The organism is Bacillus sp. C30 (assembly GCF_040838255.1).
In the GTDB taxonomy this organism is placed as follows: domain Bacteria; phylum Bacillota; class Bacilli; order Bacillales; family Bacillaceae_G; genus Bacillus_A; species Bacillus_A mycoides.
In genome coordinates this window covers 1-22,232 of record NZ_JBFPJH010000018.1, presented here as the reverse complement: position 1 = coordinate 22,232, position 22,232 = coordinate 1, and the positions used below count along the sequence as shown (strand labels likewise).

At 36.1% G+C, this 22,232-nt stretch carries 32 protein-coding genes and 3 pseudogenes; 15 read left to right on the top strand and 20 right to left on the bottom strand.

The features are described from left to right. The first annotated feature begins 325 nt into the window (after window positions 1-325). Window positions 326-523, top strand: a complete 198-nt coding sequence (locus AB3X49_RS04125) for a hypothetical protein (protein WP_012261697.1) — start codon at window positions 326-328, stop codon at window positions 521-523. 58 nt (window positions 524-581) lie between these two features. Here the strand turns inward: AB3X49_RS04125 and AB3X49_RS04120 are convergent, their stop codons facing one another. The 9 genes from AB3X49_RS04120 to AB3X49_RS04080 are packed head-to-tail and all read right to left on the bottom strand — an operon-like array spanning window position 582 to window position 6,103. Beyond that, complete coding sequence (locus AB3X49_RS04120; protein WP_002015062.1) at window positions 582-1,238, bottom strand: SpoIIIAH-like family protein; 657 nt, start codon at window positions 1,236-1,238, stop codon at window positions 582-584. A gap of 15 nt (window positions 1,239-1,253) precedes the next feature. After that, complete coding sequence (gene spoIIIAG, locus AB3X49_RS04115; protein WP_002088572.1) at window positions 1,254-1,916, bottom strand: stage III sporulation protein AG; 663 nt, start codon at window positions 1,914-1,916, stop codon at window positions 1,254-1,256. Next, window positions 1,906-2,538 (bottom strand): stage III sporulation protein AF, encoded by a 633-nt coding sequence (gene spoIIIAF / locus AB3X49_RS04110; RefSeq protein WP_002015059.1) that lies wholly within the window; start codon window positions 2,536-2,538, stop codon window positions 1,906-1,908. Before spoIIIAF ends, spoIIIAG begins: the two co-directional genes overlap by 11 nt. 12 nt (window positions 2,539-2,550) lie before the next feature. After that, a complete protein-coding gene (gene spoIIIAE / locus AB3X49_RS04105; protein ID WP_002067101.1) occupies window positions 2,551-3,723 on the bottom strand; it encodes a stage III sporulation protein AE in 1,173 nt (390 codons plus the stop codon). A gap of 10 nt (window positions 3,724-3,733) precedes the next feature. Beyond that, complete coding sequence (gene spoIIIAD, locus AB3X49_RS04100) at window positions 3,734-4,117, bottom strand: stage III sporulation protein AD (RefSeq protein WP_078172833.1); 384 nt, start codon at window positions 4,115-4,117, stop codon at window positions 3,734-3,736. A gap of 23 nt (window positions 4,118-4,140) precedes the next feature. Next, window positions 4,141-4,344: a stage III sporulation protein AC gene (spoIIIAC, locus tag AB3X49_RS04095; protein ID WP_000020914.1), complete on the bottom strand. Its 204-nt coding sequence runs from the start codon at window positions 4,342-4,344 to the stop codon at window positions 4,141-4,143. 14 nt (window positions 4,345-4,358) lie between these two features. Next, the gene (spoIIIAB, locus tag AB3X49_RS04090; RefSeq protein WP_002088574.1) at window positions 4,359-4,874 is read right to left on the bottom strand and encodes a stage III sporulation protein SpoIIIAB; all 516 of its coding nucleotides are present in this window, start codon (window positions 4,872-4,874) and stop codon (window positions 4,359-4,361) included. After that, the gene (gene spoIIIAA, locus AB3X49_RS04085) at window positions 4,868-5,794 is read right to left on the bottom strand and encodes a stage III sporulation protein AA (RefSeq protein ID WP_002088576.1); all 927 of its coding nucleotides are present in this window, start codon (window positions 5,792-5,794) and stop codon (window positions 4,868-4,870) included. Before spoIIIAA ends, spoIIIAB begins: the two co-directional genes overlap by 7 nt. 27 nt (window positions 5,795-5,821) lie before the next feature. Beyond that, window positions 5,822-6,103 carry a YqhV family protein gene (locus AB3X49_RS04080; RefSeq protein ID WP_000816054.1) on the bottom strand — a complete coding sequence of 94 codons (282 nt, stop codon included), beginning with the start codon at window positions 6,101-6,103 and terminating at the stop codon, window positions 5,822-5,824. A 178-nt stretch (window positions 6,104-6,281) separates the two neighbouring features. Between AB3X49_RS04080 and AB3X49_RS04075 the strand changes: the two are divergent. From AB3X49_RS04075 to AB3X49_RS04065, 3 genes and pseudogenes are all read left to right on the top strand, one after another. Then, window positions 6,282-6,380, top strand: a pseudogene (locus AB3X49_RS04075) (GNAT family N-acetyltransferase); the annotation flags it as partial. A 147-nt stretch (window positions 6,381-6,527) separates the two neighbouring features. Beyond that, window positions 6,528-7,014, top strand: a pseudogene (locus AB3X49_RS04070) (GNAT family N-acetyltransferase); the annotation flags it as partial. Then, window positions 6,995-7,315, top strand: a complete 321-nt coding sequence (locus AB3X49_RS04065) for a hypothetical protein (RefSeq protein ID WP_002129051.1) — start codon at window positions 6,995-6,997, stop codon at window positions 7,313-7,315. The pseudogene AB3X49_RS04070 and the gene AB3X49_RS04065, both read left to right, overlap by 20 nt. Before the next feature lie 35 nt (window positions 7,316-7,350). Here AB3X49_RS04065 and efp read toward each other — a convergent pair whose 3' ends face one another. Genes efp through AB3X49_RS04045 form a run of 4 tightly spaced genes read right to left on the bottom strand, consistent with a single transcriptional unit; the run spans window position 7,351 to window position 9,977 of the window. After that, the gene (gene efp, locus AB3X49_RS04060; protein WP_002190649.1) at window positions 7,351-7,908 is read right to left on the bottom strand and encodes an elongation factor P; all 558 of its coding nucleotides are present in this window, start codon (window positions 7,906-7,908) and stop codon (window positions 7,351-7,353) included. Window positions 7,909-7,929: 21 nt separating this feature from the next. Continuing rightward, window positions 7,930-8,991, bottom strand: a complete 1,062-nt coding sequence (gene pepQ / locus AB3X49_RS04055) for a Xaa-Pro dipeptidase (protein WP_002033991.1) — start codon at window positions 8,989-8,991, stop codon at window positions 7,930-7,932. 4 nt (window positions 8,992-8,995) lie between these two features. After that, the gene (aroQ, locus tag AB3X49_RS04050) at window positions 8,996-9,436 is read right to left on the bottom strand and encodes a type II 3-dehydroquinate dehydratase (RefSeq protein WP_002015049.1); all 441 of its coding nucleotides are present in this window, start codon (window positions 9,434-9,436) and stop codon (window positions 8,996-8,998) included. 55 nt (window positions 9,437-9,491) lie between these two features. After that, a complete protein-coding gene (locus AB3X49_RS04045; protein WP_141506894.1) occupies window positions 9,492-9,977 on the bottom strand; it encodes a YqhR family membrane protein in 486 nt (161 codons plus the stop codon). A gap of 244 nt (window positions 9,978-10,221) precedes the next feature. On the opposite strand from AB3X49_RS04045, the gene AB3X49_RS04040 reads away from it, so the two are divergent. Continuing rightward, entirely contained in the window at window positions 10,222-11,142 is a 921-nt protein-coding gene (locus AB3X49_RS04040) for a DUF1385 domain-containing protein (RefSeq protein ID WP_002015047.1), read from the top strand. 79 nt (window positions 11,143-11,221) lie between these two features. After that, window positions 11,222-11,623 (top strand): SA1362 family protein, encoded by a 402-nt coding sequence (locus AB3X49_RS04035; RefSeq protein ID WP_002015046.1) that lies wholly within the window; start codon window positions 11,222-11,224, stop codon window positions 11,621-11,623. A gap of 79 nt (window positions 11,624-11,702) precedes the next feature. Here the strand turns inward: AB3X49_RS04035 and AB3X49_RS04030 are convergent, their stop codons facing one another. The 3 genes from AB3X49_RS04030 to splB form a co-directional block, all read right to left on the bottom strand. Next, a complete protein-coding gene (locus AB3X49_RS04030) occupies window positions 11,703-12,350 on the bottom strand; it encodes an HAD family hydrolase (RefSeq protein WP_002015045.1) in 648 nt (215 codons plus the stop codon). A 53-nt stretch (window positions 12,351-12,403) separates the two neighbouring features. Then, on the bottom strand, window positions 12,404-12,832 hold the full coding sequence (mntR, locus tag AB3X49_RS04025) for a transcriptional regulator MntR (RefSeq protein WP_002143106.1): 429 nt from the start codon (window positions 12,830-12,832) through the stop codon (window positions 12,404-12,406). 133 nt (window positions 12,833-12,965) lie between these two features. Continuing rightward, window positions 12,966-13,991: a spore photoproduct lyase gene (gene splB / locus AB3X49_RS04020; RefSeq protein WP_367960619.1), complete on the bottom strand. Its 1,026-nt coding sequence runs from the start codon at window positions 13,989-13,991 to the stop codon at window positions 12,966-12,968. A 156-nt stretch (window positions 13,992-14,147) separates the two neighbouring features. Here splB and AB3X49_RS04015 point away from each other — a divergent pair, with 156 nt between their 5' ends. From AB3X49_RS04015 to AB3X49_RS04005, 3 genes and pseudogenes are all read left to right on the top strand, one after another. After that, a complete protein-coding gene (locus tag AB3X49_RS04015; RefSeq protein ID WP_000556081.1) occupies window positions 14,148-14,465 on the top strand; it encodes a PadR family transcriptional regulator in 318 nt (105 codons plus the stop codon). Window positions 14,466-14,470: 5 nt separating this feature from the next. Continuing rightward, window positions 14,471-15,140 (top strand): annotated as a pseudogene (locus AB3X49_RS04010) (DUF1129 domain-containing protein). A gap of 200 nt (window positions 15,141-15,340) precedes the next feature. After that, a complete protein-coding gene (locus AB3X49_RS04005) occupies window positions 15,341-16,150 on the top strand; it encodes a hypothetical protein (protein WP_367960617.1) in 810 nt (269 codons plus the stop codon). A 28-nt stretch (window positions 16,151-16,178) separates the two neighbouring features. On the opposite strand, the gene lipM is transcribed toward AB3X49_RS04005, so the two are convergent. Further along, window positions 16,179-17,015, bottom strand: coding sequence for an octanoyltransferase LipM (lipM, locus tag AB3X49_RS04000; protein ID WP_367960615.1), 837 nt, complete (start codon window positions 17,013-17,015; stop codon window positions 16,179-16,181). 170 nt (window positions 17,016-17,185) lie between these two features. Between lipM and AB3X49_RS03995 the strand changes: the two genes are divergently transcribed. Beyond that, window positions 17,186-17,569 (top strand): rhodanese-like domain-containing protein, encoded by a 384-nt coding sequence (locus AB3X49_RS03995; RefSeq protein ID WP_002015038.1) that lies wholly within the window; start codon window positions 17,186-17,188, stop codon window positions 17,567-17,569. A 37-nt stretch (window positions 17,570-17,606) separates the two neighbouring features. Here the strand turns inward: AB3X49_RS03995 and AB3X49_RS03990 are convergent, their stop codons facing one another. Next, on the bottom strand, window positions 17,607-18,143 hold the full coding sequence (locus AB3X49_RS03990) for a hypothetical protein (protein ID WP_002129065.1): 537 nt from the start codon (window positions 18,141-18,143) through the stop codon (window positions 17,607-17,609). A 317-nt stretch (window positions 18,144-18,460) separates the two neighbouring features. On the opposite strand from AB3X49_RS03990, the gene AB3X49_RS03985 reads away from it, so the two are divergent. The 5 genes from AB3X49_RS03985 (at window position 18,461) to AB3X49_RS03965 (ending at window position 21,111) form a co-directional block, all read left to right on the top strand. Next, the gene (locus AB3X49_RS03985; RefSeq protein ID WP_002034002.1) at window positions 18,461-19,438 is read left to right on the top strand and encodes a LacI family DNA-binding transcriptional regulator; all 978 of its coding nucleotides are present in this window, start codon (window positions 18,461-18,463) and stop codon (window positions 19,436-19,438) included. A gap of 98 nt (window positions 19,439-19,536) precedes the next feature. Continuing rightward, window positions 19,537-20,118: a TetR/AcrR family transcriptional regulator gene (locus tag AB3X49_RS03980; RefSeq protein ID WP_002129068.1), complete on the top strand. Its 582-nt coding sequence runs from the start codon at window positions 19,537-19,539 to the stop codon at window positions 20,116-20,118. Between the two features lie 71 nt (window positions 20,119-20,189). Next, window positions 20,190-20,522 carry a DMT family transporter gene (locus AB3X49_RS03975; protein WP_000312339.1) on the top strand — a complete coding sequence of 111 codons (333 nt, stop codon included), beginning with the start codon at window positions 20,190-20,192 and terminating at the stop codon, window positions 20,520-20,522. A 1-nt stretch (window position 20,523) separates the two neighbouring features. Further along, complete coding sequence (locus tag AB3X49_RS03970; protein WP_367960612.1) at window positions 20,524-20,838, top strand: DMT family transporter; 315 nt, start codon at window positions 20,524-20,526, stop codon at window positions 20,836-20,838. Between the two features lie 15 nt (window positions 20,839-20,853). Then, on the top strand, window positions 20,854-21,111 hold the full coding sequence (locus AB3X49_RS03965; RefSeq protein ID WP_044442625.1) for a DUF3975 family protein: 258 nt from the start codon (window positions 20,854-20,856) through the stop codon (window positions 21,109-21,111). A 167-nt stretch (window positions 21,112-21,278) separates the two neighbouring features. Here the strand turns inward: AB3X49_RS03965 and AB3X49_RS03960 are convergent, their stop codons facing one another. Together AB3X49_RS03960 and AB3X49_RS03955 are read right to left on the bottom strand one after the other, a co-directional pair. Beyond that, window positions 21,279-21,464, bottom strand: coding sequence for a hypothetical protein (locus AB3X49_RS03960; protein ID WP_159147074.1), 186 nt, complete (start codon window positions 21,462-21,464; stop codon window positions 21,279-21,281). Window positions 21,465-21,714: 250 nt separating this feature from the next. After that, window positions 21,715-22,232 (bottom strand): ABC-2 transporter permease (locus AB3X49_RS03955; RefSeq protein ID WP_367960609.1); only part of this gene is annotated, 518 nt, incomplete at its 5' end.

Below are 22,232 nucleotides of genomic sequence, written 5' to 3'. Positions count from 1 at the left end.
AAATTTTTTAAACATTCCAATTTATATTTCTTTATTATAAATCGAAACTCCTGTAAAAATATTATTCCACCAAAAAATTATTACCTAGTAATAATACCAAGTTTCACACAAAATTGGCAAGACCACTTCCTAAAAAACATTCTTTACTTTTTCAAAACTGCAAAGTGTAAAAACGTAATTCCCTCAGCATTCTTCATTTTATCTACGGTAAAAAAACATATTTTTACCAAATATTATTTTTTTGTTTACGCGCCGTTCATTCTTCCTTCATAAAAGAATAGTATGTTCAAAGTGTAGCAAATTTATTGTAGTGAGGTGCGGACATATGATATGGCTCATCCTGTTCTTGCCTGCCGTAGTGATTTGGACATTGGTCCTCTTCATTCACGTCAAATCTGGAAAAACTAATCACCATCATCACGAACCATTAATCTTTTACTCACAGCGTATTTCCCCGTTTCCAATTGAAAATACTAAATACAACTGCAAAGATGAAATAGAAAAAAGCTATCGAAAACGATAGCTTTTTTCTATTATTCTTTTATCTAATTTGAAGCAGCAACACCTATTATAATTTCAATTTATTTTACTGATGGATCAAATTTCACACCTACATCTTTTGAACCACCTTCACTTCTTACGAGCTGAATAATTTTATTCGCTTCTTTTTGTGAATGCTTTGCCGATTTAACTGTTACTTTAATGTCCGTTCCATCAGCTCTTACAAGAGCATCCTTATATCCGCCTTGAGATTTAATCACTGTCTCAAGTAATTGTTGCTTCGTTTCCATCGTAGTGATTGCATCAAGATTATCTTTCGCTTTACTCTTTTCTTCTGCTGAAGATTTTGATGACTTCATTACATTTTGTAACTTTTCTTTCTCTACACTACGCTGATCTTCCATTTGCATACGTAACGCTGTAAAATTCTCATCGCTTGATTGAACTGTTACGCTAGCCTCTTTTTTACTTGTTTCTTTTTTGTCATTCTCTTTTTTGTCTGTTTCTTTATTTGTAGTTTCCTTGCTTGTATTTTCTTTTGTTGTCTCTTTATTTGTAGTTTCTTTCGTTGTTTCTTTTGTAACTGCTTTATCAACACCTTGCTTTTCTTGTCCCATCTTTTCACCCGTTGCCGGTGCTGCTGTATTCATTTTATCAGGAGTTGTTACGTAATAAACAGATAGTACAACCACTAAACTTAACATCGTTAATAGCCAAACCGTTTGTTTTTTTAACACTTTATTTCCTCCCTATCAATTTTTCGGTGATACTGAAACGCGATGAGCTGGTACATCTAATAATCGCGTCACAGCTTCTTTTACCATTGCTTTTATTTGTATATTATCCACTCCCTTTGCTACGACCAGAACACCTCGTACTTTCGGTTTCTCTGTTCGCAAAACAATTGGAGTTTCTTTATCACCTTCACGTATAATAACTGTCTTTTCATCAAGAGACTCGTCTTCTACTTCCCTTTTCCCGCCTGCTTTATCAGTTTCACCTGTCGTTTGTGAACGTTTTACTGTATTTTTCTCGAGTATTTTTTCTTCAGATGAATCTAAGTTCACTTTAATAGTTACATCTTTTACTCCGGCTATCTCTTCTAAAGAAGCTTTCAATTCTTGTTCATACGCTTTTTCGTATTTTTCTACATTTGACATATTATCATTGTTTTTTTGACCGAAAGTTGGTACATCTTTATCTTGGCTTTGACTTGTCTTTTCTTTAAACACAGGCACTTCTTCTTTTTTAGGTGATAAGAAATTACTAGAAAACATAAGCGCAATCCCAAGTATGAGTAGGACAAGCAAAAACTTAGGTGTTACCTTTTTCCCCTTCTCATTACTTTCTTTTCCATCCCCATTTAATAGGTTTCGAAAAAATGAGAACCTCGAATTTTTATCTTTATTGTCCATTTACGCTACCTGTCCTCCCTTCCATCTGAACTTGGATTTGTTTATCCTCTAGTTGCCACCTGCTTGAAAAGAAATCTTTCATTTCTACATTCGTTTCTTCTATTTTTTTTGGAGGTTCTTTCATATTAATTTCAATTGGCTTTACTGTTTCGATTGCATCATTTTTACTACGTTCTTTTTCTTTCAACGTCACAACAACAGATTGAATATCTTTCGCTGACTTTACTTCTTCTGCATGTTCCACTGCGACTATTTGTATTTCAGAGACTGTCATACCATACTTTTTCTCAAACTCTTTTCCTACGTCTTTTTTCATTTTGGTAGCCATCTCTTCTAAACTATATGCACGTGTTAGAGCTTGTATTTCTTTTTTCTTCGAATCTATCGAATTTTTTACAGATCCATCTGCTACGTACTTTTCCTCATTGAAATTTGCGATAACTTCATTTACATCTGTTTGTAACAACTTAAATAGAGGCGTTAAAATTAATACGACTAACAATAGACTTACAACGAATTTAACGTACTTTTGCAAATTTGAATTTGGAAGAATAAGATGAAGCATTGTCGCTAAGAGTAAAAAAACGATAATATTTCTAATCCACTCTGTAACAAATTGCATACTCTTCACCTCCTACCGCATCATGAGAGTAATGTTCCCGGCAGCAATAATAATTGTGATACTTAAAAAGAACATAAATGATACGATAGCTAAGCAAGCAAATACGTAAATGATACTTCGTCCAATGATATCTAAACATTGAATAATTGCTCCTCCGCCTACTGGTTGCAATACTGCTGCTGCGAATTTATAAATAAACGCGATACAAAAAATTTGAATCGCTGGGAAAGCGACAATTAAGCATAAAATAACGAGCCCGATAATTCCGACTGTGTTTTTTAATAATCCAGATGCACTAATAACAGTATCCGCCGCCTCAGTAAACATCCTTCCTACTACAGGAATGAAGTTTCCTGTTACAAATTTAGCCGTTTTCACAGCTATACCATCAGCAACGGCTGACGCTGTTCCCTGTACAGATAATACGCCTAAAAAAACCGTCAAAAAGATACCAATAATCCCAACACTAACGTTTTGCAAAAGCTTGGACAATTTCGTAACTTTATATTGATCACTCATCGTGCTTACAATACTTAATATAGTTGCAAGTAATAAAAGTGGTAGAACGATATAGTTCATAAGAAGCCCACTCGTATTCATTAAGAAAATGATGATTGGATGAAAAAATGATACAGAAACAACACCGCCGCCTGTTGCTACGAGTGCAAGTAAAATTGGTAATAACGCTAGTATAAAATCTACCATTGTTTGTATCGTCTCTCTTGCATATGTCATAACGACATAAAAACTATTTAAAGCGAAAATAATAAGTACCATGTATACGACTGCATCAGCGATTTTACTCACGCTACTCTTTGAAAAAGCAGATTGCAACGATTGCAACAATGCACTGAAAATCGTGAGCATAATGAGCGTTCCAAGTAACTTTCCATTTGCAACAAGCTCATGAAATAAATATTTTAGTAGACCTATCATCCACTCTTTTATGGAGAACTCTTTTTCTCCCTTTACAAACTCCATAAAGCTTCCTTTTTGACTCTCTGGTAAATAGCCTCCATACTTTGTAACAAGCCCGTCCCAAAATTGCTTCACATCTTCAATTCCGAGCTTATCCAATTGTTGATCAACGACGTTTGTTTCTATAGGAGAAGCTTGTACAACAATCGGTAAAGAAAAGAAAAGGAAGCAAGCAAATAATAGCTTAGCTCCAAACTTCCTCAACATTCACTCCCCCTTATCCCGTAGGTAAAAAACCGAGAATTGTTTCAATTACAACCGTCAAAATAGGAATTGCCATGACGAGAATTAAGATTTTCCCAGCTAATTCAATTTTCGAAGCGATTGCACCTTGACCAGCATCCTTTGTAATTTGCGCACCAAACTCAGCGATATAAGCAATCCCTATAATTTTCAATAACGTTTCTACATATACGTTGCTAACCTTCGCTTCACTCGCCACTCTCTCAATCATTTGTAAAATAGAATGAATTTGATCGATTAAGAGAAGAAACATCATGCTACCAATGAACACAATAAATAACGATGTAATACTAGACTTATGCTGATTTAAAACAGCAGCTAAAAATGTAGCAACGAGGCCTAATCCGACAATTTGTATAATTTCGATTCGAACCGCCTCCTTTACTGGAAGAGAAAGACACTTTTAATCTTGTCGAATAGAGTATTAATTAAAAATGCAACATGAAACAAAATAACGACAAAACCGACAAGGATAACCCAATTTGCAATATCCTCTCGCTTTAATTCTTTTAGTACAGTATGAATGAAAGCTAAAACAATGCCGATTCCGGCGATTTGAAATATTAATCCAACATCAATGGACATCGCCTTTCTCCCCCCTATAGCAGTAAAATTACGATAAGTAGCCCTGCTAGTACCCCTAAACTCTTTATCATTTTTTCATATTGTAGTTGTAATGCTTTCGCTTCTCCTTCTTCTCTCTCCAAATGTGTAATACATAAGCGAATATGTTTTTGCTGTGATTCACGATCATGTTGTCCAAGTGTTTCACCAAATTGTTGTAAGATTTCATACTCGGTTTGTTTAAACGCCGTTAACGTCCAGTTCTCCTTCAAACTATCAATCCAAGCTTCTCTAACTGTTTGCTCCCCGTCCTCTAGCCGTTTCGAAAAGCTTTGAAATATCCAATTTAACGGCTTCGGCATTTGTTTGACTAAACGCTCTGCAGCCTCAGATAACGGCGTGTGTCCATACATAATTTCAGCTTCTAATGATTGCAATGCTGCCTTCAATAACCTAAGTTGCCGCGGTCTCTCACTGTACCTTTTAGCGTATGAAAATCCGAAAAAAGTGCTAACAGCAACTATTAATACCGCACCAAATATTTTCACCATACGCCTTGAACCTTTCTATGGGATAATACTGGTTTTCCATCTCTATCTTTCACTTGCATAACTGTTCCTGGCCCTCTCGCTTTTGATAATTCCACAAACCTATCAAATACACCAAGTTCCAGCACCGCCTGTAACGATGGACGTTTCACAACATCATCATAAGAAAATCCATGTGCACTTATAAAAAGCTGAACACCTGCATGTACCGCCTCCATAATCGCTTCACTATCTTCTTTACGTCCAATTTCATCTACGATTAATATGTCTGGGCTCATAGAACGAATCATCATCATCATTCCTTCAGCTTTTGGACAAGCGTCTAATACATCTACTCGCACGCCAAAGTCATATTGCGGGATTCCTTTCACACAGCCCGCAATTTCTGATCGTTCATCAACAATCCCCACTTTACATGAAGGAATTTTCGAAGCACTTACACCTTGACTCATACAGCGTGCTACATCTCTTAAAAGTGTTGTTTTCCCCGTTTGCGGTGGGCCAATTACCATCGTGTTTAACCATCGCGATTCATAAAGATATGGCAGAAGCGGCTCAGCAATCCCTATTTTTTGACGGGCAATACGAATATTAAAAGAAGAGACATCCCGAATCATTTTCACTGCACTTTTTTCTGTAATGACTTTTCCAGCTAGGCCAATTCTATGTCCTCCTCGTAGTGTCACATATCCACGTTTCAATTCCTCTTCCATCGTATAAATTGAGAATTGACTTAATTTATTCAATAAATGGATTGCATCTTCCGCTGTAGCGATATAGTCATAGAAAAACACTTCTCCATGTGCAATACACTCTAGTGGCCTTCCAATTCGAACGCGAATTTCCTCTAGAGTATCGTATTGCTTACAACCTTCAACTAACTGTTTCATCGTTTTCGGTAAAACTTCTAATACTTCTTTCATAAGCTTCTCCCCACTATACTCGACTTACTATTTCAACAACGCGATAAAAATGCAGCCAATTCCAAGTGCTAGAAAAAAGAGTTTCAAGAAAGAAATCTCACTTGCTACACTCGCTATGCCAATTGTCATTGTTAAAATTAATACGGTCGGTCCAACAAACGCCAACATACCATTTATAAACAATGCTTTCTTCGCATCATTCACGTAAAGCATAAGCAAAGCGGCGAATATTTCCGCGCTTCCTGAAAACAACCGAAGTAACCCCATAACAAGCACGGATGTTTCCATTGCCGCTAGCCACTGTTTCATTCTCCCACCTTCTCCCATAACAGTTACTACTTCCTTATTCTGAAAAAGAATATATTTGTACAACCATATGCAGAGGTTGTCTATTTCAGAAGTAAAAACATAATTTTTCTCTATCGACTTGATCGAAAACCGAATATTCTAATTAATTTATGGTATATTTAATAGAAAAGGAGCATAGATGATGAAGCAAGTTACTTTATTACCGCTCGATTTACGATATGCAAATGTGATTTTTGAGCTATCAAGCAATCCACATGTAAAAAATGCATTAGGGATAAAGTAAAACTTTAATCAGTGGGGGTTTTGTTCATCCCCCACTGATTATTAGCCCACACCAATCGGGCGTTTACGGGCAGTTGATCTCCCACCTAACTTCTTTGCTCCAGCTGAATTTTGAGGTGGGAGTCTTACTGCCCGTTAATGCGGGATAGAAGTAGAATCAGTGGAAGATACAAAGGCGTTCATTCTTTTTGCAATTGGAGAGGAGCGAAAAAAACACTCCTTATCAAGAGTGATTGTAAGTGAGGAAAATGAAATAATTGGCCTCACGACTCTTAAACATATTAATTACGAACAAAAGCACTCACATATTGGAAGTTGGCTCGGCTATCAATATTGGGGAAGAGGATATAACGAATCTGCGAAAAAAGAGATCTTTAAAATCGCTTTTAGACTTGCAACTTACATACGTATTTGCCGGTGCTAAAACGAATAACATTCGCTCTTTAAAAGCACAAGAGAAACTACCTTACATTTCATTACATGTGGAAAAACAATTTCCAGACGTACACGCTGCTTTGGAGAAAGAAGTAAAATCACCTTGCGTACTGCATGTTGTATCATGCGAAAAATTTTCAAATTGGTTGGAAGTACAAAATGAGGGGGGAAAATATGAAAGGATTGAAAATTAGTTTAACAATTGTAGTAGAATTAGCTATTATTTATCTTTTTTCAAAAATGGTCGGCTGGTCATTTATGGAGAGCTTTTTCCTTGGCAGTCTAGCAATATTTGCAATTACGTGGTTAATTATTATGAGTACCTTTAGAAATAACAATATGGATCATGCAACGAATAAAACTTTTACCGGTATTGAAACTGGTGAAATACGCCCGTTTCAAATTGTTTTGACTCCATATATTATGGGTACCCTTTCACTCGTCACAGTTAGTTTTGCTATAACTGCAATTTACTATCTGCCCTATTTCCTATAAAAAAAGCACTCGTGATAATCACGAGTGCTTTTCTACTATGCACGAGAAACGTATTTACCTTCACCAGTGTTGATGATAAGCATTTCGCCTTCATTAATGAAGATTGGTACTTGTACAACAAGACCAGTTTCTAATTTAGCTGGTTTTGTTACGTTAGAAGCTGTGTCACCTTTAATACCAGGCTCTGTTTCTGCAACTTTTAATTCAACTGTGTTCGGAAGTTCAACACCAAGTACTTCATCTTGGTATGTCATAATAGATACTCCCATGTTTTCTTTTAAGAATTTCAATTCGCGCTCGATTTGGTTTTCACCAAGTTCGATTTGCTCATAAGTTTCGTTATCCATAAATACGTGAGACTCACCGCTCGCGTATAAGTATTGCATACGACGGTTTTCGATGTGTGCTTTTTCTACTTTTTCACCTGCACGGAATGTTTTCTCTTGAACAGATCCTGTGCGAAGGTTACGTAGTTTAGAGCGAACGAATGCAGCACCTTTACCTGGCTTTACGTGTTGGAAATCCATTACTTGCCAAAGGGCATTGTCCACTGAAATTGTTAAACCTGTACGAAAATCGTTTACTGAAATCATGTAAAAAAATCCTCCTGTGTATTACAAAATAATAAGTTCTTTTGGTGATTTCGTTATTACTTCATTACCTTCACTTGTTACAATGATATCATCTTCAATACGTACCCCGCCAACACCTGGAATATAAATACCTGGTTCTACTGTTACAGCCATACCTGGTTCAAGTACTGTATCAGAACGGAACGCTAAACCTGGTGCTTCATGGATTTCAAGACCGATTCCATGACCAGTAGAGTGTCCGAAGTATTCACCATATCCTTTTTCCGTTATGTAATCACGCGTTAATGCATCAGCCTCACGACCCGTTAAACCAGCTTTAATACCGTTCACACCACGTAGTTGTGCTTCTAAAACGATATTATAAATTTCTTTTAATTTATCAGATGGTTCACCGACTGCAATCGTACGAGTAATATCAGAGCAATATCCTTTGTAATAAGCGCCGAAGTCTAATGTAACGAAATCTCCTTTTTCTATCACTTTTTCAGATGCCACGCCGTGCGGTAATGCCGAACGAAGACCTGAAGCAACGATAATATCAAACGAAGAAGATGTTGCTCCTTGTTTTCTCATGAAAAATTCAAGTTCATTTGACACTTCAATTTCAGATACTCCCGGGCGAATGAATGATAGAATATGCTCAAAGGCAGCATCTGCAATCTGTGCAGCTTCCTTTAATATCTTAATCTCTGAATCAGTCTTTATCAAGCGTAACTTTTCTACAAGCCCAGAAGTTGGGATGAATTCAGCTTCGATCGCTTCATTATGCGTTACGTAAGAGCTATATGTAAGAGTATCTTGCTCAAATCCTAGCTTTTGAATTCCAAGTTCTTTAACTTGTTTCGCAACTTCATCAAGAATTAATCCTGGATGCTGCACTATTTCGTATCCAACCGCTTGCTTACTAGCTTGCTCTACATAACGGAAATCTGTAATAAATAGAGCACGCTCTTTTGAAATTAGTACAACACCAGCTGTTCCTGTGAAATTCGCCATATATCTACGGCTATGTTCATTCGTTAATACGATACCGTCAATACCAGCCTCATCAAACGCACTTCTTAATCTCTCGATCTTTTCCATTACTTTATGCCTCCCTCAATTTCTCCATTAATGCAAATAACGCTAACTTATAGCCATAAAAACCAAATCCAACAATTTGTCCCGCACAAACAGCCGCCGTCACAGATTCGTGACGGAACGATTCACGCTGGTGAATGTTAGAAATATGTACTTCAATAACAGGAATCGAAATGCTCGCAATTGCATCTCGAATCGCATAGCTATAATGCGTAAATGCTCCAGGATTTAAAATGATCCCTTCATATATATCTTCAGCCTCATGAAGACGATCGATAATAGCACCTTCATGATTCGATTGGAAACATTCTAACTCCACTCCCATTTTCTCTGCTTCGTGTTTCATATCTGTTTCAAGCGTCGCTAACGTTCCTTTTCCGTATACATTTACTTCCCTAACGCCAAGGCGATTTAGGTTAGGACCATTTACGAGGAGTAACTTTTTCATTTTCTTAAAACTCCTTAATATTAAAAAATGTCTATACGACATTTTAACATAGGAATCACTTATTTGAATAGTTTGTCTTCTCGACCCCTTCTCCTCTATTTGTATTATTCGATTCGAATGCTACAGAATACGAAATAAAAACACCATATAATATAAAGATACATATTGTCGTTACAATTGTTTCTTTCGGTAAATGGAGTGCACTTTTAATAACAGGTGCCATTAGCCCCATCCCCAAAAATAATAATGCCCACCAAAACAAACCGTATAGTACGCCAGGGAGTACTCCTTCAAACTTTTTAAAAAGGGCTTTATAGAGAAATGCCACTAAAATTGAAAGAAGTCCCATACAAACGATACCTAGTACATTTCCCCAAACCCCTTCTTTCCAATCTCCAAATGCAAACGGTAAAAGTAAATAGTTAGGTCCAGCTTCTGTAAATGAGAATATATGAAGGAAATACCATATACCTCCCCAAAATAAGCCACCAAATAAACCAATTTGTACAAAGTTTCTTATTGTTGATTGTTCTTGATTCACATTGACACCTCCGCTCACTAGTATGCCCGAAACTATTTTGAGGCATGTTTAAATCCTGCCAAATTTGTCTATAAAAAGAATAAGAAATGTCCGACTCTCGTAACATTTTCCCTTGTCATCTGCCTGTATTTGTCGATAAAATAAAGGAAACTCGGTGATTGTCTTATTTCAAGATGACAAAACCAAGTATGACAATTGCCTCTTTTTCTACATAAGAGAGAAACAAATACAGGTTGGTGTTAACATGGCAGAAGAGTCAAAACAAATATATGGCGGGCAGGCAGTCATAGAAGGAGTTATGTTTGGCGGTAGAGAATATACTGTTACAGCGGTTCGTCGTAAAGATAAATCGATTGAATTTTATCGTTTACCACGCGTTCGTAATAAAGCATTATCTCTACTAAAGAAAATTCCATTTTTACGAGGTATTGCCGCTATTGTGGATGCAAGTGCGAATGGAGCGAAACATTTAAACTTTGCTTCAGAACGATTTGATGTCCACCCAGAAGAAGATGAACAACTTGCAAATAAAAAAGAAGAACAATCAAAATTAACGATGGTATTAGGAGTTGCAGCAGTTGGCGTTTTATCGTTCATATTCGGTAAAGTAATTTTCACAGCAGTTCCTGCACTTTTAGCTGAATTAACGAGACCGATTTTCCCATCTCATACAGGGCAAATCATTGTCGAAAGTGTCATTAAGCTCATGCTATTATTGAGCTATATATACTTCATTTCTTTAACCCCACTTATTAAGCGGGTATTTCAGTACCACGGTGCGGAACATAAAGTAATCAATGCTTATGAGAATAATCTTCCACTGACTGTAGAAAATGTTCAAAAGCAAACTCGCCTCCATTATCGCTGTGGCAGTAGCTTTATTATATTTACAGTCATTATTGGAATGTTTGTCTATTTCCTCGTCCCTACAGATCCGCTTTGGGCAAGGGTAGTAAACCGAATTTTATTAATTCCAGTTGTTCTCGGTATTTCTTTTGAAGTATTACAATTTACCAATCGATTACGAGATGTCCCTGTTTTACGAGTACTTGGATATCCAGGATTATGGCTGCAACTATTAACAACGAAAGAACCAACAGATGATCAAGCGGAAGTTGCAATCGCATCGTTTGAAGAATTATTACGTTTAGAAAACAAACAATAAATATTTAAAAATGGTGTTCAACTCCTTTCCTCATCGTTAATATACTAATTTAAATATATGTTTTTAGGAGGTGTCCCTTATGAACGGTCGTTCGTTTACATTCGCTATATTTGTGCTTATTATCGGATTGGCAATATTCGGCCTTGTTTCATCTGTTATTACAAATCCAATGGAAGTATTGAAAAACATTGGTATCATGTTAGCTGTCGTCGGTATCTTTTACTTACTCTACAAAATGTTTACAAACTCTAGTGGTTCTGCAAATTCGCAAAGCTCATATAAGCGTGCAGCGAAACAATCGAACCGCAAACACGGGAAACAAAATGTAGCACCCCTAAGCAATTCTTTCTTGAAACGAAATGCTTCTGATGACAAGGGGAAAAAGGGTAATTCTCCATCGTTGAAAAGAAAAAGAAAACAATCTCATTTAACTGTCATTGAAGGTAAAAAAAACAAAAAGAAAGACCGTGCTTCCTTTTAGGAAATACGGTCTTTTTTATCCCGATTGGTGCGGGGCTAATAATCAGTGGAAGATGCGAAAAACCCTACTGATTAAAGTTTCACTTTATATGTTGAAGCACTTCTTTCAAACTTTTCTCTTTCATACTTTCGATACGAAGGTGATGGTTTTCAAATTGCAAATTTCTTGTCACATCATTAGGTACGACGACACACTTTAATCCTGCTGCCACCGCTGCTTTCAATCCATTTAATGAATCTTCAAATACAACAGCTTCTGATGGTTCAATTCCTAATTCTTCTATCGTAACTTTATAAAGAGCTGGATCTGGTTTTACCTTCTCTACATCTTCTCGCGTTTTAATCACTTCAAAATAATCTCTAATTTGTAGCTCTTCTAAAAAACGAACGACCCACTCCCTAGATGAACTAGAGGCTAATCCGATTTTCAATCCAAGTTCTTTCGCTTCTTCTAAATATTCTTTTACCCCGTCACGCGCTTTTGGTATTTTCATTTTCTCTTTATGTAAAGTTGTTACTTTTCCCTTTAATGCATGCTCGTTAAATTTTTCTTTTAATTGCTCTTTTAAATATGCATAAAGCACTTCATCTGTCGTTCCAATACATTTTGCAAATTCCCCTAAAGGTAACTCGCCGCCGTATTCACGAACAGCATCTCTGAAAGAGTGAAACCATATTGTTTCTGTGTCCACAATTAATCCATCAAAATCAAAAATAATTGCTTTCATTATTCTCCCGTCCTTTTCGATTGAAATAAAAAAGGAAACGCCACACGTTCCCCTTAATTACTTTTCTCTTCATTTGCTTTTTGAACACCACGAAGTGTTTTTACTCGAACTTCATCTTGTTCAAAGTATTGTACTAAATCACCGATACGGTCAATTGATTCCCAACTTAAATGATGTTCAATTCCTTCTACATCATTATAAATTTTGCTTTCATCCACACCGATAATGCGCATAAACTGTTCTAACAATTCATGACGATATACGAGACGTTCTCCGATTTTTTTACCTTTTGATGTTAATACAAGCCCTCTATATTTTTCATAAATTAGATATTCGTCTTTGTCTAATTTTTGTACCATTTTTGTTACAGAGGATGGATGTACACTAAGCGCTTCAGCAATATCAGATACACGGGCATAACCCTTTTCATCAATCAACAAATAAATTTGTTCAATATAATCTTCCATACTAGGGGTAGGCATCGGTTTCCTCCATCCAATTTCATTTTGCTTATTCCGTACGAAGCAATCAATAAAATGATACACCAGAAAGAATAACGTGACAAGGTGGAAACGAGCCTAAATATATAAAACAAAAAAAGAATCCAGATTCCCCTTATGTAAAATATTGAATTTCTGCATCGGGAAAATACTCATATATATAACCTCGTATTGTTTCTTCTAATACTTCCACATCATCCTTTTGATATACATATTTCCCAATACCGTATCGTCCCCATTTATATTTCCGCTTCTCTTCATCCATTTCAAGTTTCGTATTCGGATAACGTTCTTGAATGACTTTTTTGGCTGGTTTCGTAAAACGATGTTGAATTAATTCGAACGTTAAATTTGGTATCGTCATGTCTTTTAACGCATTGTACAATCGTTCAAACAATTCACGGTACCCTTCTTCCCACCCTTCATGCATATAAATTGGCGCAACAATAAAGCCAAGAGGATAATTAGCCCCCGCTACTTTACGAGCAGCCTCAATTCGCTCTTCAAATGGCGATGTCCCTGTTTCAAAATTTTTAATCACATAACGTGAATTAATACTAAATCGAAAACGCGTTTTCCCATTATGCTTTGCATCTAATAAATGATCAACATGCGAATATTTCGTAACGAAACGTAAACGTCCATGTTCACTTTCTCCGATAAACTCTATCGCCCACTTTAATGCATGTGTCAAATGATCAATTCCAACGATGTCTGATGTACACGCCGCTTCAAATCTTGTTATTTCAGGGGCCCTTTCATCCATATATTGCTTTGCCTTCTCAAAGATTTCATCTAGATTCACATACACCCTTACGTAAGGTTTACTCCCAAGTGTCGTTTGCAAATAACAATAATGACAATGTCCCATACACCCTGTTGCAAGCGGAATTGCATATTCAGCTGAAGGTTTTGATGTATCAAACTTTAACGTCTTCCTCACCCCAACGACAAGTGTTGCTTTTGCATTACGATACTTTTGCAATTCATTTTCCCCTGGAAAATTTCTAATTTGATTGTGTGATGTCGTTTCACGAATTTCTAATCCCATCTTCGTAAACTTCTCATAAAGCTCTTTTCCAAGCGGATATTCGAGTGCCCTCGGTTCAAAGTAAACGAGTTTTGGCATAAATGGTTTCATGTGCTTCCCTCCTCTCGTTAGTATGGGAAGCACATGAAAATTAACACAGATTAAAGTTTTCCACTTCAGTAACTTGCGTTGCAAGTTACTGACTGTTATAATTTGGATAACAGCTACCTTGCAACGCAAGTTACCTGGATAAAAGGTGGTGAAATCATGCACAGCCAAATGTTAAAAGGTGTACTAGAAGGTTGCATTCTATATATCATTTCACAAGAAGAAGTGTACGGATATGAACTAAGTACAAAATTAAATAAACACGGCTTTACATTCGTAAGTGAAGGAAGCATCTATCCTTTATTGTTACGCATGCAAAAAGAGAAACTTATTGAAGGTACATTAAAGGCTTCCTCTCTTGGACCGAAGCGAAAATATTATCACGTAACTGATAAGGGATTAGAACAACTTGAAGAATTTAAAAAAAGTTGGGGAATGGTTTCAACGACGGTAAACAACTTATTACAAGGGGAGTGATAGGGATGAAAGCGAAAGACATGGTTGAATTGAACAATAAAAAACGCGAACTTCTAACACCTGAAAACGAAGCTGCTTACGGTGATATGCTAGTATATCTCCGATTATCTAACGTACCCGAACAAAAATTAGAAGAACTTTTATTAGAAATATTAGATCATCTCATCGAAGCACAAGCAGAAAATAAAAATGCTTATGATATTTTCGGAAATGATTTACGATCTTACTGCGATGAACTTATATCAGCTTTACCAACCCAAACAAAGCTAGAACAAACTTCTTTAATCGGTTTTGTTATTAGCTTACTTCTTGCTATACAGTTTGGAATAGATGCACTTGTTTCGACTTTCATTTTAATCTTCGGGAAGAATATCGAACAATTAAGCCCAGCTTTTAGCATCCCTGGAACCACTTTGTTCGTTTCACTTTATACTAGGTATACTTTTCATTTTATATTTATTAAAGCGCTATTCCTTTAATCAAAAGATGAATTGGAAAAGAAGGATTCTATTTGGATTCGCATTTGCTACTCCATTTTGTTCAGCTGTACTTTTAAATGTCTATTTTAAAAAACAACCTTATCTCATTTATCATCTAACCTTTTGGCAAAACGCCTTAATCGCTATCCTATTTTTTATTTTATATAAATTACTATACAAAAAATCAAATTTTTAACAGCCCTTCAAACGGCTGTTTTTCTTCTGTATAATTTTACAAATTGAAAAATTTCATAAAGAAAATAAGAAAAATGCAAAATAATTAAAGTTAATTGTTGACGTGATGCTTTTATTATCGGTATCATAAATCTTCGTGAGCAATTATTTTTCGTTATACGATTTTTTTATTATTACTGAATTTTTGAGAGGAGAAATTTGATGTCAGTTAAGAAGAAAACGCAAGTACGCACCGGCAAAATGGTACGTGAACTAATGTTAGCAGACGAAGACGTAAATGCTTCGCTAATTATGGTATATAGTGAAAACGGTGTAAACGCAGAAATTAAAATCGAGGGCTTAACGCCGAAATGTAACGAAGAATTATTTTTGAGCGGAAACGTGGATTGGAACAAGAGTGTTATTTATAAAATTGTTGATTTCACTGGGAACGCTGAGGTTGGTAAAGTTACATTAACAGCGATGAACAAAAACAATGTTTCTCTAGAAGTTGAACGCGTTATGTGGAGCAAAGAAAATAAAGAAGCTGCTGAGCAAGAAGAAACAGTTGTAGAAGCTCCAAAAGCAGTTACACCTGCTCCAAAGCCTATTACGCGAGTAGAAACACCTGCTGCACCTAAACCTACTCCGGTACCAACGCCGAAGTCAGTAAGTGTTGAAGCAGCTACAGAACTATCTACTCCAGCACCTGTGAAAAAAGCAGTACCTACTCCAGTTACAAAGCAAGAGACAGCACCGGTTACTCCTGTAAAACCGAAGCAACCTGCTTTGACTGAAACAAATACAAAACTACAAGAAAATTATGTTAAACTTGTGAAAAAGACAATTGAAGTTTGTCAAGATTACGAGCTTGGCATCGACATAGATGATTCTATTGAAGGATTAAAAAAAGAGCTACAAAGCCAAGGTATTAGCGTTACATTCGACAAAGAAATTATGGACGTTGTAAATCGCCTTCGTTCTTTACAAGATAAAGGAATCAAAGTAGAAAAAGTACTTAATTTACTATAAAAATAAGGAGATGGCGGTCGCCATCTCCTTATTTTTTATAATTCCATTCATTACTTTCATACTTCTCTTTTGCTAAAGTTTGAACTTCATGAAGCTGTTCTTCTGTTAGTTCATACGGCACAAGCTCTATATCTAAACCTTTTTCAAATCCAGTTTCAAACGCTTTAATTAACTGTTCAATCGTAAATGTGCGGTCTGTTAATTCATTAATCGCTACCGCTTTAGAAGAAAACATGTTTTTCATACGCTCTTTTACTCGCTCATTTGGGAATAAAAATAGGTCGTATAACTCATCTAAATCTATTTCTAACGGAATAGAACCGTGTTGTAAGATAACACCTTTTTGACGTGTTTGGGCACTACCCGCGATTTTTCTTCCTTCAACTACAATCTCATACCAAGATGGTGCATCAAAACATACTCCTGAACGCGGATTTTTTAAATTCTCACGATCCGCTTCTGTTTTCGGAACTGCATAATACGCTTCTAATCCTAATGCCTTAAAACCGTCCAATAAGCCTTGCGAAATAATTCGGTATGCTTCTGTAACTGTTTTTGGCATATTCGGATGATCTTCAGACACAATAACACTGTACGTTAATTCTTTGTCATGTAGTACACCCCTGCCGCCTGTTTGACGACGAACGAATCCATATTTCTTTTCGTTAACTACATCCATATTTATATCTTTTTCAACACGCTGGAAATACCCGACTGTTAATGTTGGTACTTCCCATTCATAAAAACGAATTGTTGGTGACATTTCCTTTGCACTTTGCCAATTTAATAAACATTCATCTAACGCCATATTAAATGCTGGTGAACATTGACCAGAGTTAATATAACACCATTTTTCTTTTCCCATCCTGCACCTCATATAACCAATTATTTTTCACATTCTCTAGTCTACCAAATTCGACAAAATTTGTGAAAGAATACGAAATTTCTTCTTATATACAAATGAATCTGTTGCATAAATACATATGGGCATTATAATATTGAAAGTAGGATAAGAAAAAAGGGAGCGATAGAATCGTGTCAACAAACTTGATTATTATACTAGCCGCAATTGCAGCATTCATCGGCTACACTGTATGGATGTATTTCTATCAGAAAAAATTAATTAAAACACTTTCAGAAGATGAATTTCGCGCTGGCTACCGTAAAGCACAGCTTATCGATATTCGCGAAGCGGATGAATTTAACGCGGGACATATTTTAGGTGCGCGTAACATTCCATTATCACAAATTCGCCTTCGCCACAAAGAACTTCGCCAAGATCAACCGGTTTATTTATATTGCCAAAGCGGATTCCGTACAGGTCGTGCAGCTCAATACTTAAAAAAACAAGGCTACACAGATTTCTACCAATTAAAAGGTGGATTTAAATCTTGGTCAGGAAAAATTAAAAAGAAATAATATACAAAAAACTAGCTGCACGATACAGCTAGTTTTTTCATTCCATATTGTTCGCAATGTACAGCAGATTTTGTTTAATCACATCTTCAGCTTTCTCATCTACATTACGATATAATAGCTGATATTCAATCCCCTTCTCTTTCCATATAAGCGTAGCAAATTCGTCCCCTCGCTCGTAATCATCCTTATTTTTAAAATAAGCAGGTGCTCCATTATTCAATTTCATTTGTTCTTGAAATCGATTTTCTTCTACGAGGTATGGAAAACTGTAAGAAAAGTTGGCCACTGTTAATTCTATATAATCGTGCCTTCCTTTCTCTTGTTGCTTATATTTAATCGTTAAGACAGCATTCTTCTTTCCCATCGTTCTTACCTCTCCCTTCACATCACTCGTAATGTCATAAGGTAAAAACGTTGGAACTTTAAACTTCGCCGGAAAATATTTTGGAAGTTCCTTTAGCGGAATCGGATCAGTAACACGGTCCTTAGCCCCTCCTGTTGTTCCTACAAATGTTTTTTCTTCTTGCATCGTTTGCTGAAATGAACATGAGCTAAGTATTACACTAGAAAACACGAAACAAATGATTCCTTTTTTCAATTTGTTTCCGCCCTTTCATACCGCTCTCTTAACGAGTGAAGCGTTTATACTCTCTACTATTCGCTTCGTTATCAAACGCCTCCTCCGAAAACTTCCCACGTTATTCTCACACATTCTGACAAAAATTCTTTGCAGGCATACAAAAAAGACCCCACTATTCTTACGCCCAAATAAAAAGGTTACGCGAACAACAGAAGTCATGCTTATAACATAGATTGTGAAAAGCTTTTCAGGTCAAGATTTTTTTCATTCTTATTATTTTCCCCTTATAATTAAGGAAAGAGGTGATACATATGGCCAATATAAAACAAATTGCAAAAACTGCTGGTGTATCTATATCAACTGTTTCTCGTGTCCTTAATAATCATCCTTACGTAAAAGAGGAAAAACGTAAGCGTGTTTTAGATGCAGTTGAAGAATTGAACTATGCAAAAAATATAAATGCTATCCATTTAATAAAGGGTAAAACATATACAATTGGCGTTATGCTACCTTTTATTAATCTTCCGTACTTTAGCACGATCATTGAAGGAATCGGAAACGAAGCGTTAGCAGCTGGATATCATATTAATTTATGCCAAACGAATTACGATAGTATTGAAGAAATTCGCGTTCTTGAAATGATGAAAATGAAACAATTTGACGGGATGATTATTTGCTCTCGCACGAGTTCATGGGAACAAATTGAACCGTTCGCAAAATTTGCCCCTATTATTTCATGTGAAAAAATGAACCATCCCCTCATTTCATCTGTCTATGTAGATCATTACGAAGGATTCCGTCTCGGTACTTCCTATTTACTCAGTAAAGGTCATGAAAAAATCGGCATTTGTTTAGCAAGAAAAACAAGTGTTAATTCAATCGAGCGTGAAAAAGCTTTCGCCGACACTCTTCGTCACGAAGGAAAAACAGTACACCCTGATTGGATTTTCCATCAATGTTATACGATGCAGGACGGGGCAAAAATACTTCATCGTATTTTAAACATGAAAAATCGTCCAACCGCTATTTTCACAGCGAACGATCAAGTAGCTGCTGGTTTATTAACAGAGGCAAAAAAACATGGCATTCGCATACCTGAAGACCTCGCTATCCTGGGATTTGATAACCATGAAATTTCAAAAGCATTAGAAATTACAACTATTGAGCATCCCGGGCTCACAATGGGATCACGTGCTTTTTCTTTATTTCATAAACAGATACAAAACGAACACATTATTGGAAACTCAGAAGAACTTTCATTCCATTTAATTGAGCGAAAAACAGTCTAGAAAAGAGTGCCAACCATAGCACTCTTTTTTCAGTTCTTCACCTATTGACTTTATATTTTTTATCTCATATAATGAACCTAACGAACGGTAGGTAGGGGATGAAAATGACAGCAAACCGCATTAAAGCTGTAGCACTTTCTCATTTCGCACGCTACGGCTACGAAGGAACTTCATTAGCAAATATTGCTCAAGAAGTTGGGATTAAAAAACCATCGATTTACGCACACTTTAAAGGAAAAGAAGAGCTATATTTTACATGCTTAGAATCCGCTCTTCAAAAAGATTTGCAAAGCTTCACAGACGATATCGAAAAATTTTCAAATTCGTCTACTGAAGAATTGCTCTTAAATTTGTTAAAAGGCTATGCAAAACGATTTGGTGAAAGTGAAGAATCAATGTTTTGGTTACGAACTTCTTATTTTCCGCCGGATGCATTTCGCGAACAAATTATTGATAAAGCGAATGTACACATTGAAAATGTCGGAAAACTTTTATTCCCTGTGTTTAAAAGAGCAAGCGAACAAGATGAACTGCATAACATTGAAGTAAAAGATGCTTTGGAGGCTTTTTTATGCTTACTTGACGGCCTTATGGTTGAACTACTATACGCAGGTTTAAATCGTTTTGAGACACGTTTAGAAGCTTCTTGGAAAGTATTTTGGCGCGGCCTTTCAAACTGACGGATTGCTCCTTTGCAATGCGTCGTTTTTAAGCCCTTTACCTAACGACTGGTAGGAAGGAGAAATGACATATGGCATGGATTTATGTAATCATAGCTGGTATTATTGAAATATTTTGGGTTATTGGACTTAAAAAAGCGGAGGCACCACTTGAGTGGGCTGGTGTTGCTCTATTAATTACAATTAGTTTCGTCTTATTATTTAGAGCATATAAAGATTTACCTGTCGGCACTGTATACGCAGTCTTTACAGGAATTGGAGCTGGTGGAATCGTTCTTACAGAGATTTTCATCTTCGGAGAACCTTTCTCTATCGTAAAAGTTTTATTAATCGGTTTAATCTTCTTCGGAGTAATTGGTTTAAAACGAGTAACAGAAGAAAAAGAAGCGAAGGAGGCCGCATAAAATGGATTGGGTATTTTTAATTCTAGCTGGTATTTGTGAAATTGTTGGTGTACTCTTTATGAAAGTAGCCACTGAAAAGAAAGGCTGGGCACCAAAAGTTATTTTAATCGCTAACTTTGGCGTAAGCTTCTTCTTCTTATCTCTTGCAATGAACACATTACCGATGGGAACTGCTTACGCAATTTGGACTGGAATCGGAACTGCCGGAAGTGCACTTCTCGGTATTCTTATTTTCCGCGAGTCAGCGGATTGGCGTCGCCTTGCCTTCTTAAGCTGCATTCTATGCGGTGCTGTTGGCTTAAAATTATTAGGCTAACGTGAGGTGAATGTCATGTGGAAAGAAAAAGGAAAACAAATCTTAACATGGATCACACTTGGGATCGTCATTCTATTACAAATAAGTTTTCATATAATAGAATGGCTGTTTCATAAAGTATTATCCATTCTTACATTCCTTCCTAACATGGCACTTGAAATTGCATCTATCGCTTGGTCAATTATTGCCTCCATTACAATCGTGATTATATGGAGTATCGCCAAGCTATGGAACAAGTTATTTAAAAAGGACAGTTCTTCTGAAAAGAAGTAACTGTCCTTTTTTATCCCGCATTAACGGGCAGTAAGACCCCCACCTCAAAATTCGGCGAATGCGAGGGAGTTAGGTGGGAGATCAACTGCCCGTAAACGCCCGATTGGTTCAACTAATAATCAGTGGGGATGGACAAAACCCCCACTGATTAAAGTTTCACTTTATATTCATTCAGATTTTCTATAGAAATTTGATGCGATAAGACAAAGAAGACCAGCTATGACAATACTTATACCAATCCCTTTATGCAAATTAGGAAATGGCGGTGGTATATCCGAGTAAAAATTTGCTATTATGAGACCGATTGAAAATAAAAGTACCCCAATTCTATATAACCACTTTATTTTGTTCATCATTCTCCCTCCTAAAATTTTTCATATCCTTCTTTCTTTTGGACATACTACCTAAAAAAGGAGTGGGTTATATGCAAAATTCTATACATAAGCAGATCCTATTTTTATTTTTCCTCTTTCTCATTCTCGTTATCGTTTTCAGCTTTATATTACATACTCCAAAAGATGTTGTACCAAACAGCCTCTCTGTTTATAAACTCTTACTTTCATATTGTCGTTATTGAATAAGGCGCCTTATATAAGGCACCTTTTAAAATTCTCTCTTCTCATACAACTTTACTGAAACGAAGACAGATACTATGAATATGCATATTGAACTAACGAATAACACGCTGTTATATAGTTGAATTTGTTCTAGGTTGATTTGAAAGAACATAGAACAGATTGCTGTCGGTGCTATTAGTATGAAAAGCGTAATAAAAATAGTTTTTTTATACGCTAACCAAAACGATATTGGTAAAACAAAGCTTAAATACACTAAAATAAAGCTAATACTAGCAACCGTTGTCGTTTCAATAAATTCAAATAGATTAACCCCATTCTTCATTCCCATCGTGAAACAACCGACCGTTACGCTTATAAAAAGAATAATAATTGCTACTATATATTTCGCAAATACAATTTGTTTTCTCAATATTGGTAAACTATTTACTATAACTTCACTCTCATTTTTACTATCTGCTTCAAATGTTTTTACTGTTGCCCCAATTGTAATAATTACTGACATAATTATGAATAGATTTTCCGTATCTGTTAAAGCCATATAAA

Bases quoted from the DNA above. Each gene is read 5' to 3' on its own strand.
- AB3X49_RS04125 (WP_012261697.1), top strand. From the start codon at position 326: ATGATATGGCTCATCCTGTTCTTGCCTGCCGTAGTGATTTGGACATTG.
- spoIIIAG (WP_002088572.1), bottom strand. From the start codon at position 1,916: ATGGACAATAAAGATAAAAATTCGAGGTTCTCATTTTTTCGAAACCTA.
- spoIIIAF (WP_002015059.1), bottom strand. From the start codon at position 2,538: ATGCAATTTGTTACAGAGTGGATTAGAAATATTATCGTTTTTTTACTC.
- spoIIIAE (WP_002067101.1), bottom strand. From the start codon at position 3,723: ATGTTGAGGAAGTTTGGAGCTAAGCTATTATTTGCTTGCTTCCTTTTC.
- spoIIIAC (WP_000020914.1), bottom strand. From the start codon at position 4,344: ATGTCCATTGATGTTGGATTAATATTTCAAATCGCCGGAATCGGCATT.
- spoIIIAB (WP_002088574.1), bottom strand. From the start codon at position 4,874: ATGGTGAAAATATTTGGTGCGGTATTAATAGTTGCTGTTAGCACTTTT.
- spoIIIAA (WP_002088576.1), bottom strand. From the start codon at position 5,794: ATGAAAGAAGTATTAGAAGTTTTACCGAAAACGATGAAACAGTTAGTT.
- AB3X49_RS04080 (WP_000816054.1), bottom strand. From the start codon at position 6,103: ATGAAACAGTGGCTAGCGGCAATGGAAACATCCGTGCTTGTTATGGGG.
- AB3X49_RS04065 (WP_002129051.1), top strand. From the start codon at position 6,995: ATGAAAGGATTGAAAATTAGTTTAACAATTGTAGTAGAATTAGCTATT.
- efp (WP_002190649.1), bottom strand. From the start codon at position 7,908: ATGATTTCAGTAAACGATTTTCGTACAGGTTTAACAATTTCAGTGGAC.
- pepQ (WP_002033991.1), bottom strand. From the start codon at position 8,991: ATGGAAAAGATCGAGAGATTAAGAAGTGCGTTTGATGAGGCTGGTATT.
- aroQ (WP_002015049.1), bottom strand. From the start codon at position 9,436: ATGAAAAAGTTACTCCTCGTAAATGGTCCTAACCTAAATCGCCTTGGC.
- AB3X49_RS04040 (WP_002015047.1), top strand. From the start codon at position 10,222: ATGGCAGAAGAGTCAAAACAAATATATGGCGGGCAGGCAGTCATAGAA.
- AB3X49_RS04035 (WP_002015046.1), top strand. From the start codon at position 11,222: ATGAACGGTCGTTCGTTTACATTCGCTATATTTGTGCTTATTATCGGA.
- AB3X49_RS04030 (WP_002015045.1), bottom strand. From the start codon at position 12,350: ATGAAAGCAATTATTTTTGATTTTGATGGATTAATTGTGGACACAGAA.
- mntR (WP_002143106.1), bottom strand. From the start codon at position 12,832: ATGCCTACCCCTAGTATGGAAGATTATATTGAACAAATTTATTTGTTG.
- splB (WP_367960619.1), bottom strand. From the start codon at position 13,991: ATGAAACCATTTATGCCAAAACTCGTTTACTTTGAACCGAGGGCACTC.
- AB3X49_RS04015 (WP_000556081.1), top strand. From the start codon at position 14,148: ATGCACAGCCAAATGTTAAAAGGTGTACTAGAAGGTTGCATTCTATAT.
- AB3X49_RS04005 (WP_367960617.1), top strand. From the start codon at position 15,341: ATGTCAGTTAAGAAGAAAACGCAAGTACGCACCGGCAAAATGGTACGT.
- lipM (WP_367960615.1), bottom strand. From the start codon at position 17,015: ATGGGAAAAGAAAAATGGTGTTATATTAACTCTGGTCAATGTTCACCA.
- AB3X49_RS03985 (WP_002034002.1), top strand. From the start codon at position 18,461: ATGGCCAATATAAAACAAATTGCAAAAACTGCTGGTGTATCTATATCA.
- AB3X49_RS03980 (WP_002129068.1), top strand. From the start codon at position 19,537: ATGAAAATGACAGCAAACCGCATTAAAGCTGTAGCACTTTCTCATTTC.
- AB3X49_RS03975 (WP_000312339.1), top strand. From the start codon at position 20,190: ATGGCATGGATTTATGTAATCATAGCTGGTATTATTGAAATATTTTGG.
- AB3X49_RS03970 (WP_367960612.1), top strand. From the start codon at position 20,524: ATGGATTGGGTATTTTTAATTCTAGCTGGTATTTGTGAAATTGTTGGT.
- AB3X49_RS03965 (WP_044442625.1), top strand. From the start codon at position 20,854: ATGTGGAAAGAAAAAGGAAAACAAATCTTAACATGGATCACACTTGGG.
- AB3X49_RS03960 (WP_159147074.1), bottom strand. From the start codon at position 21,464: ATGAACAAAATAAAGTGGTTATATAGAATTGGGGTACTTTTATTTTCA.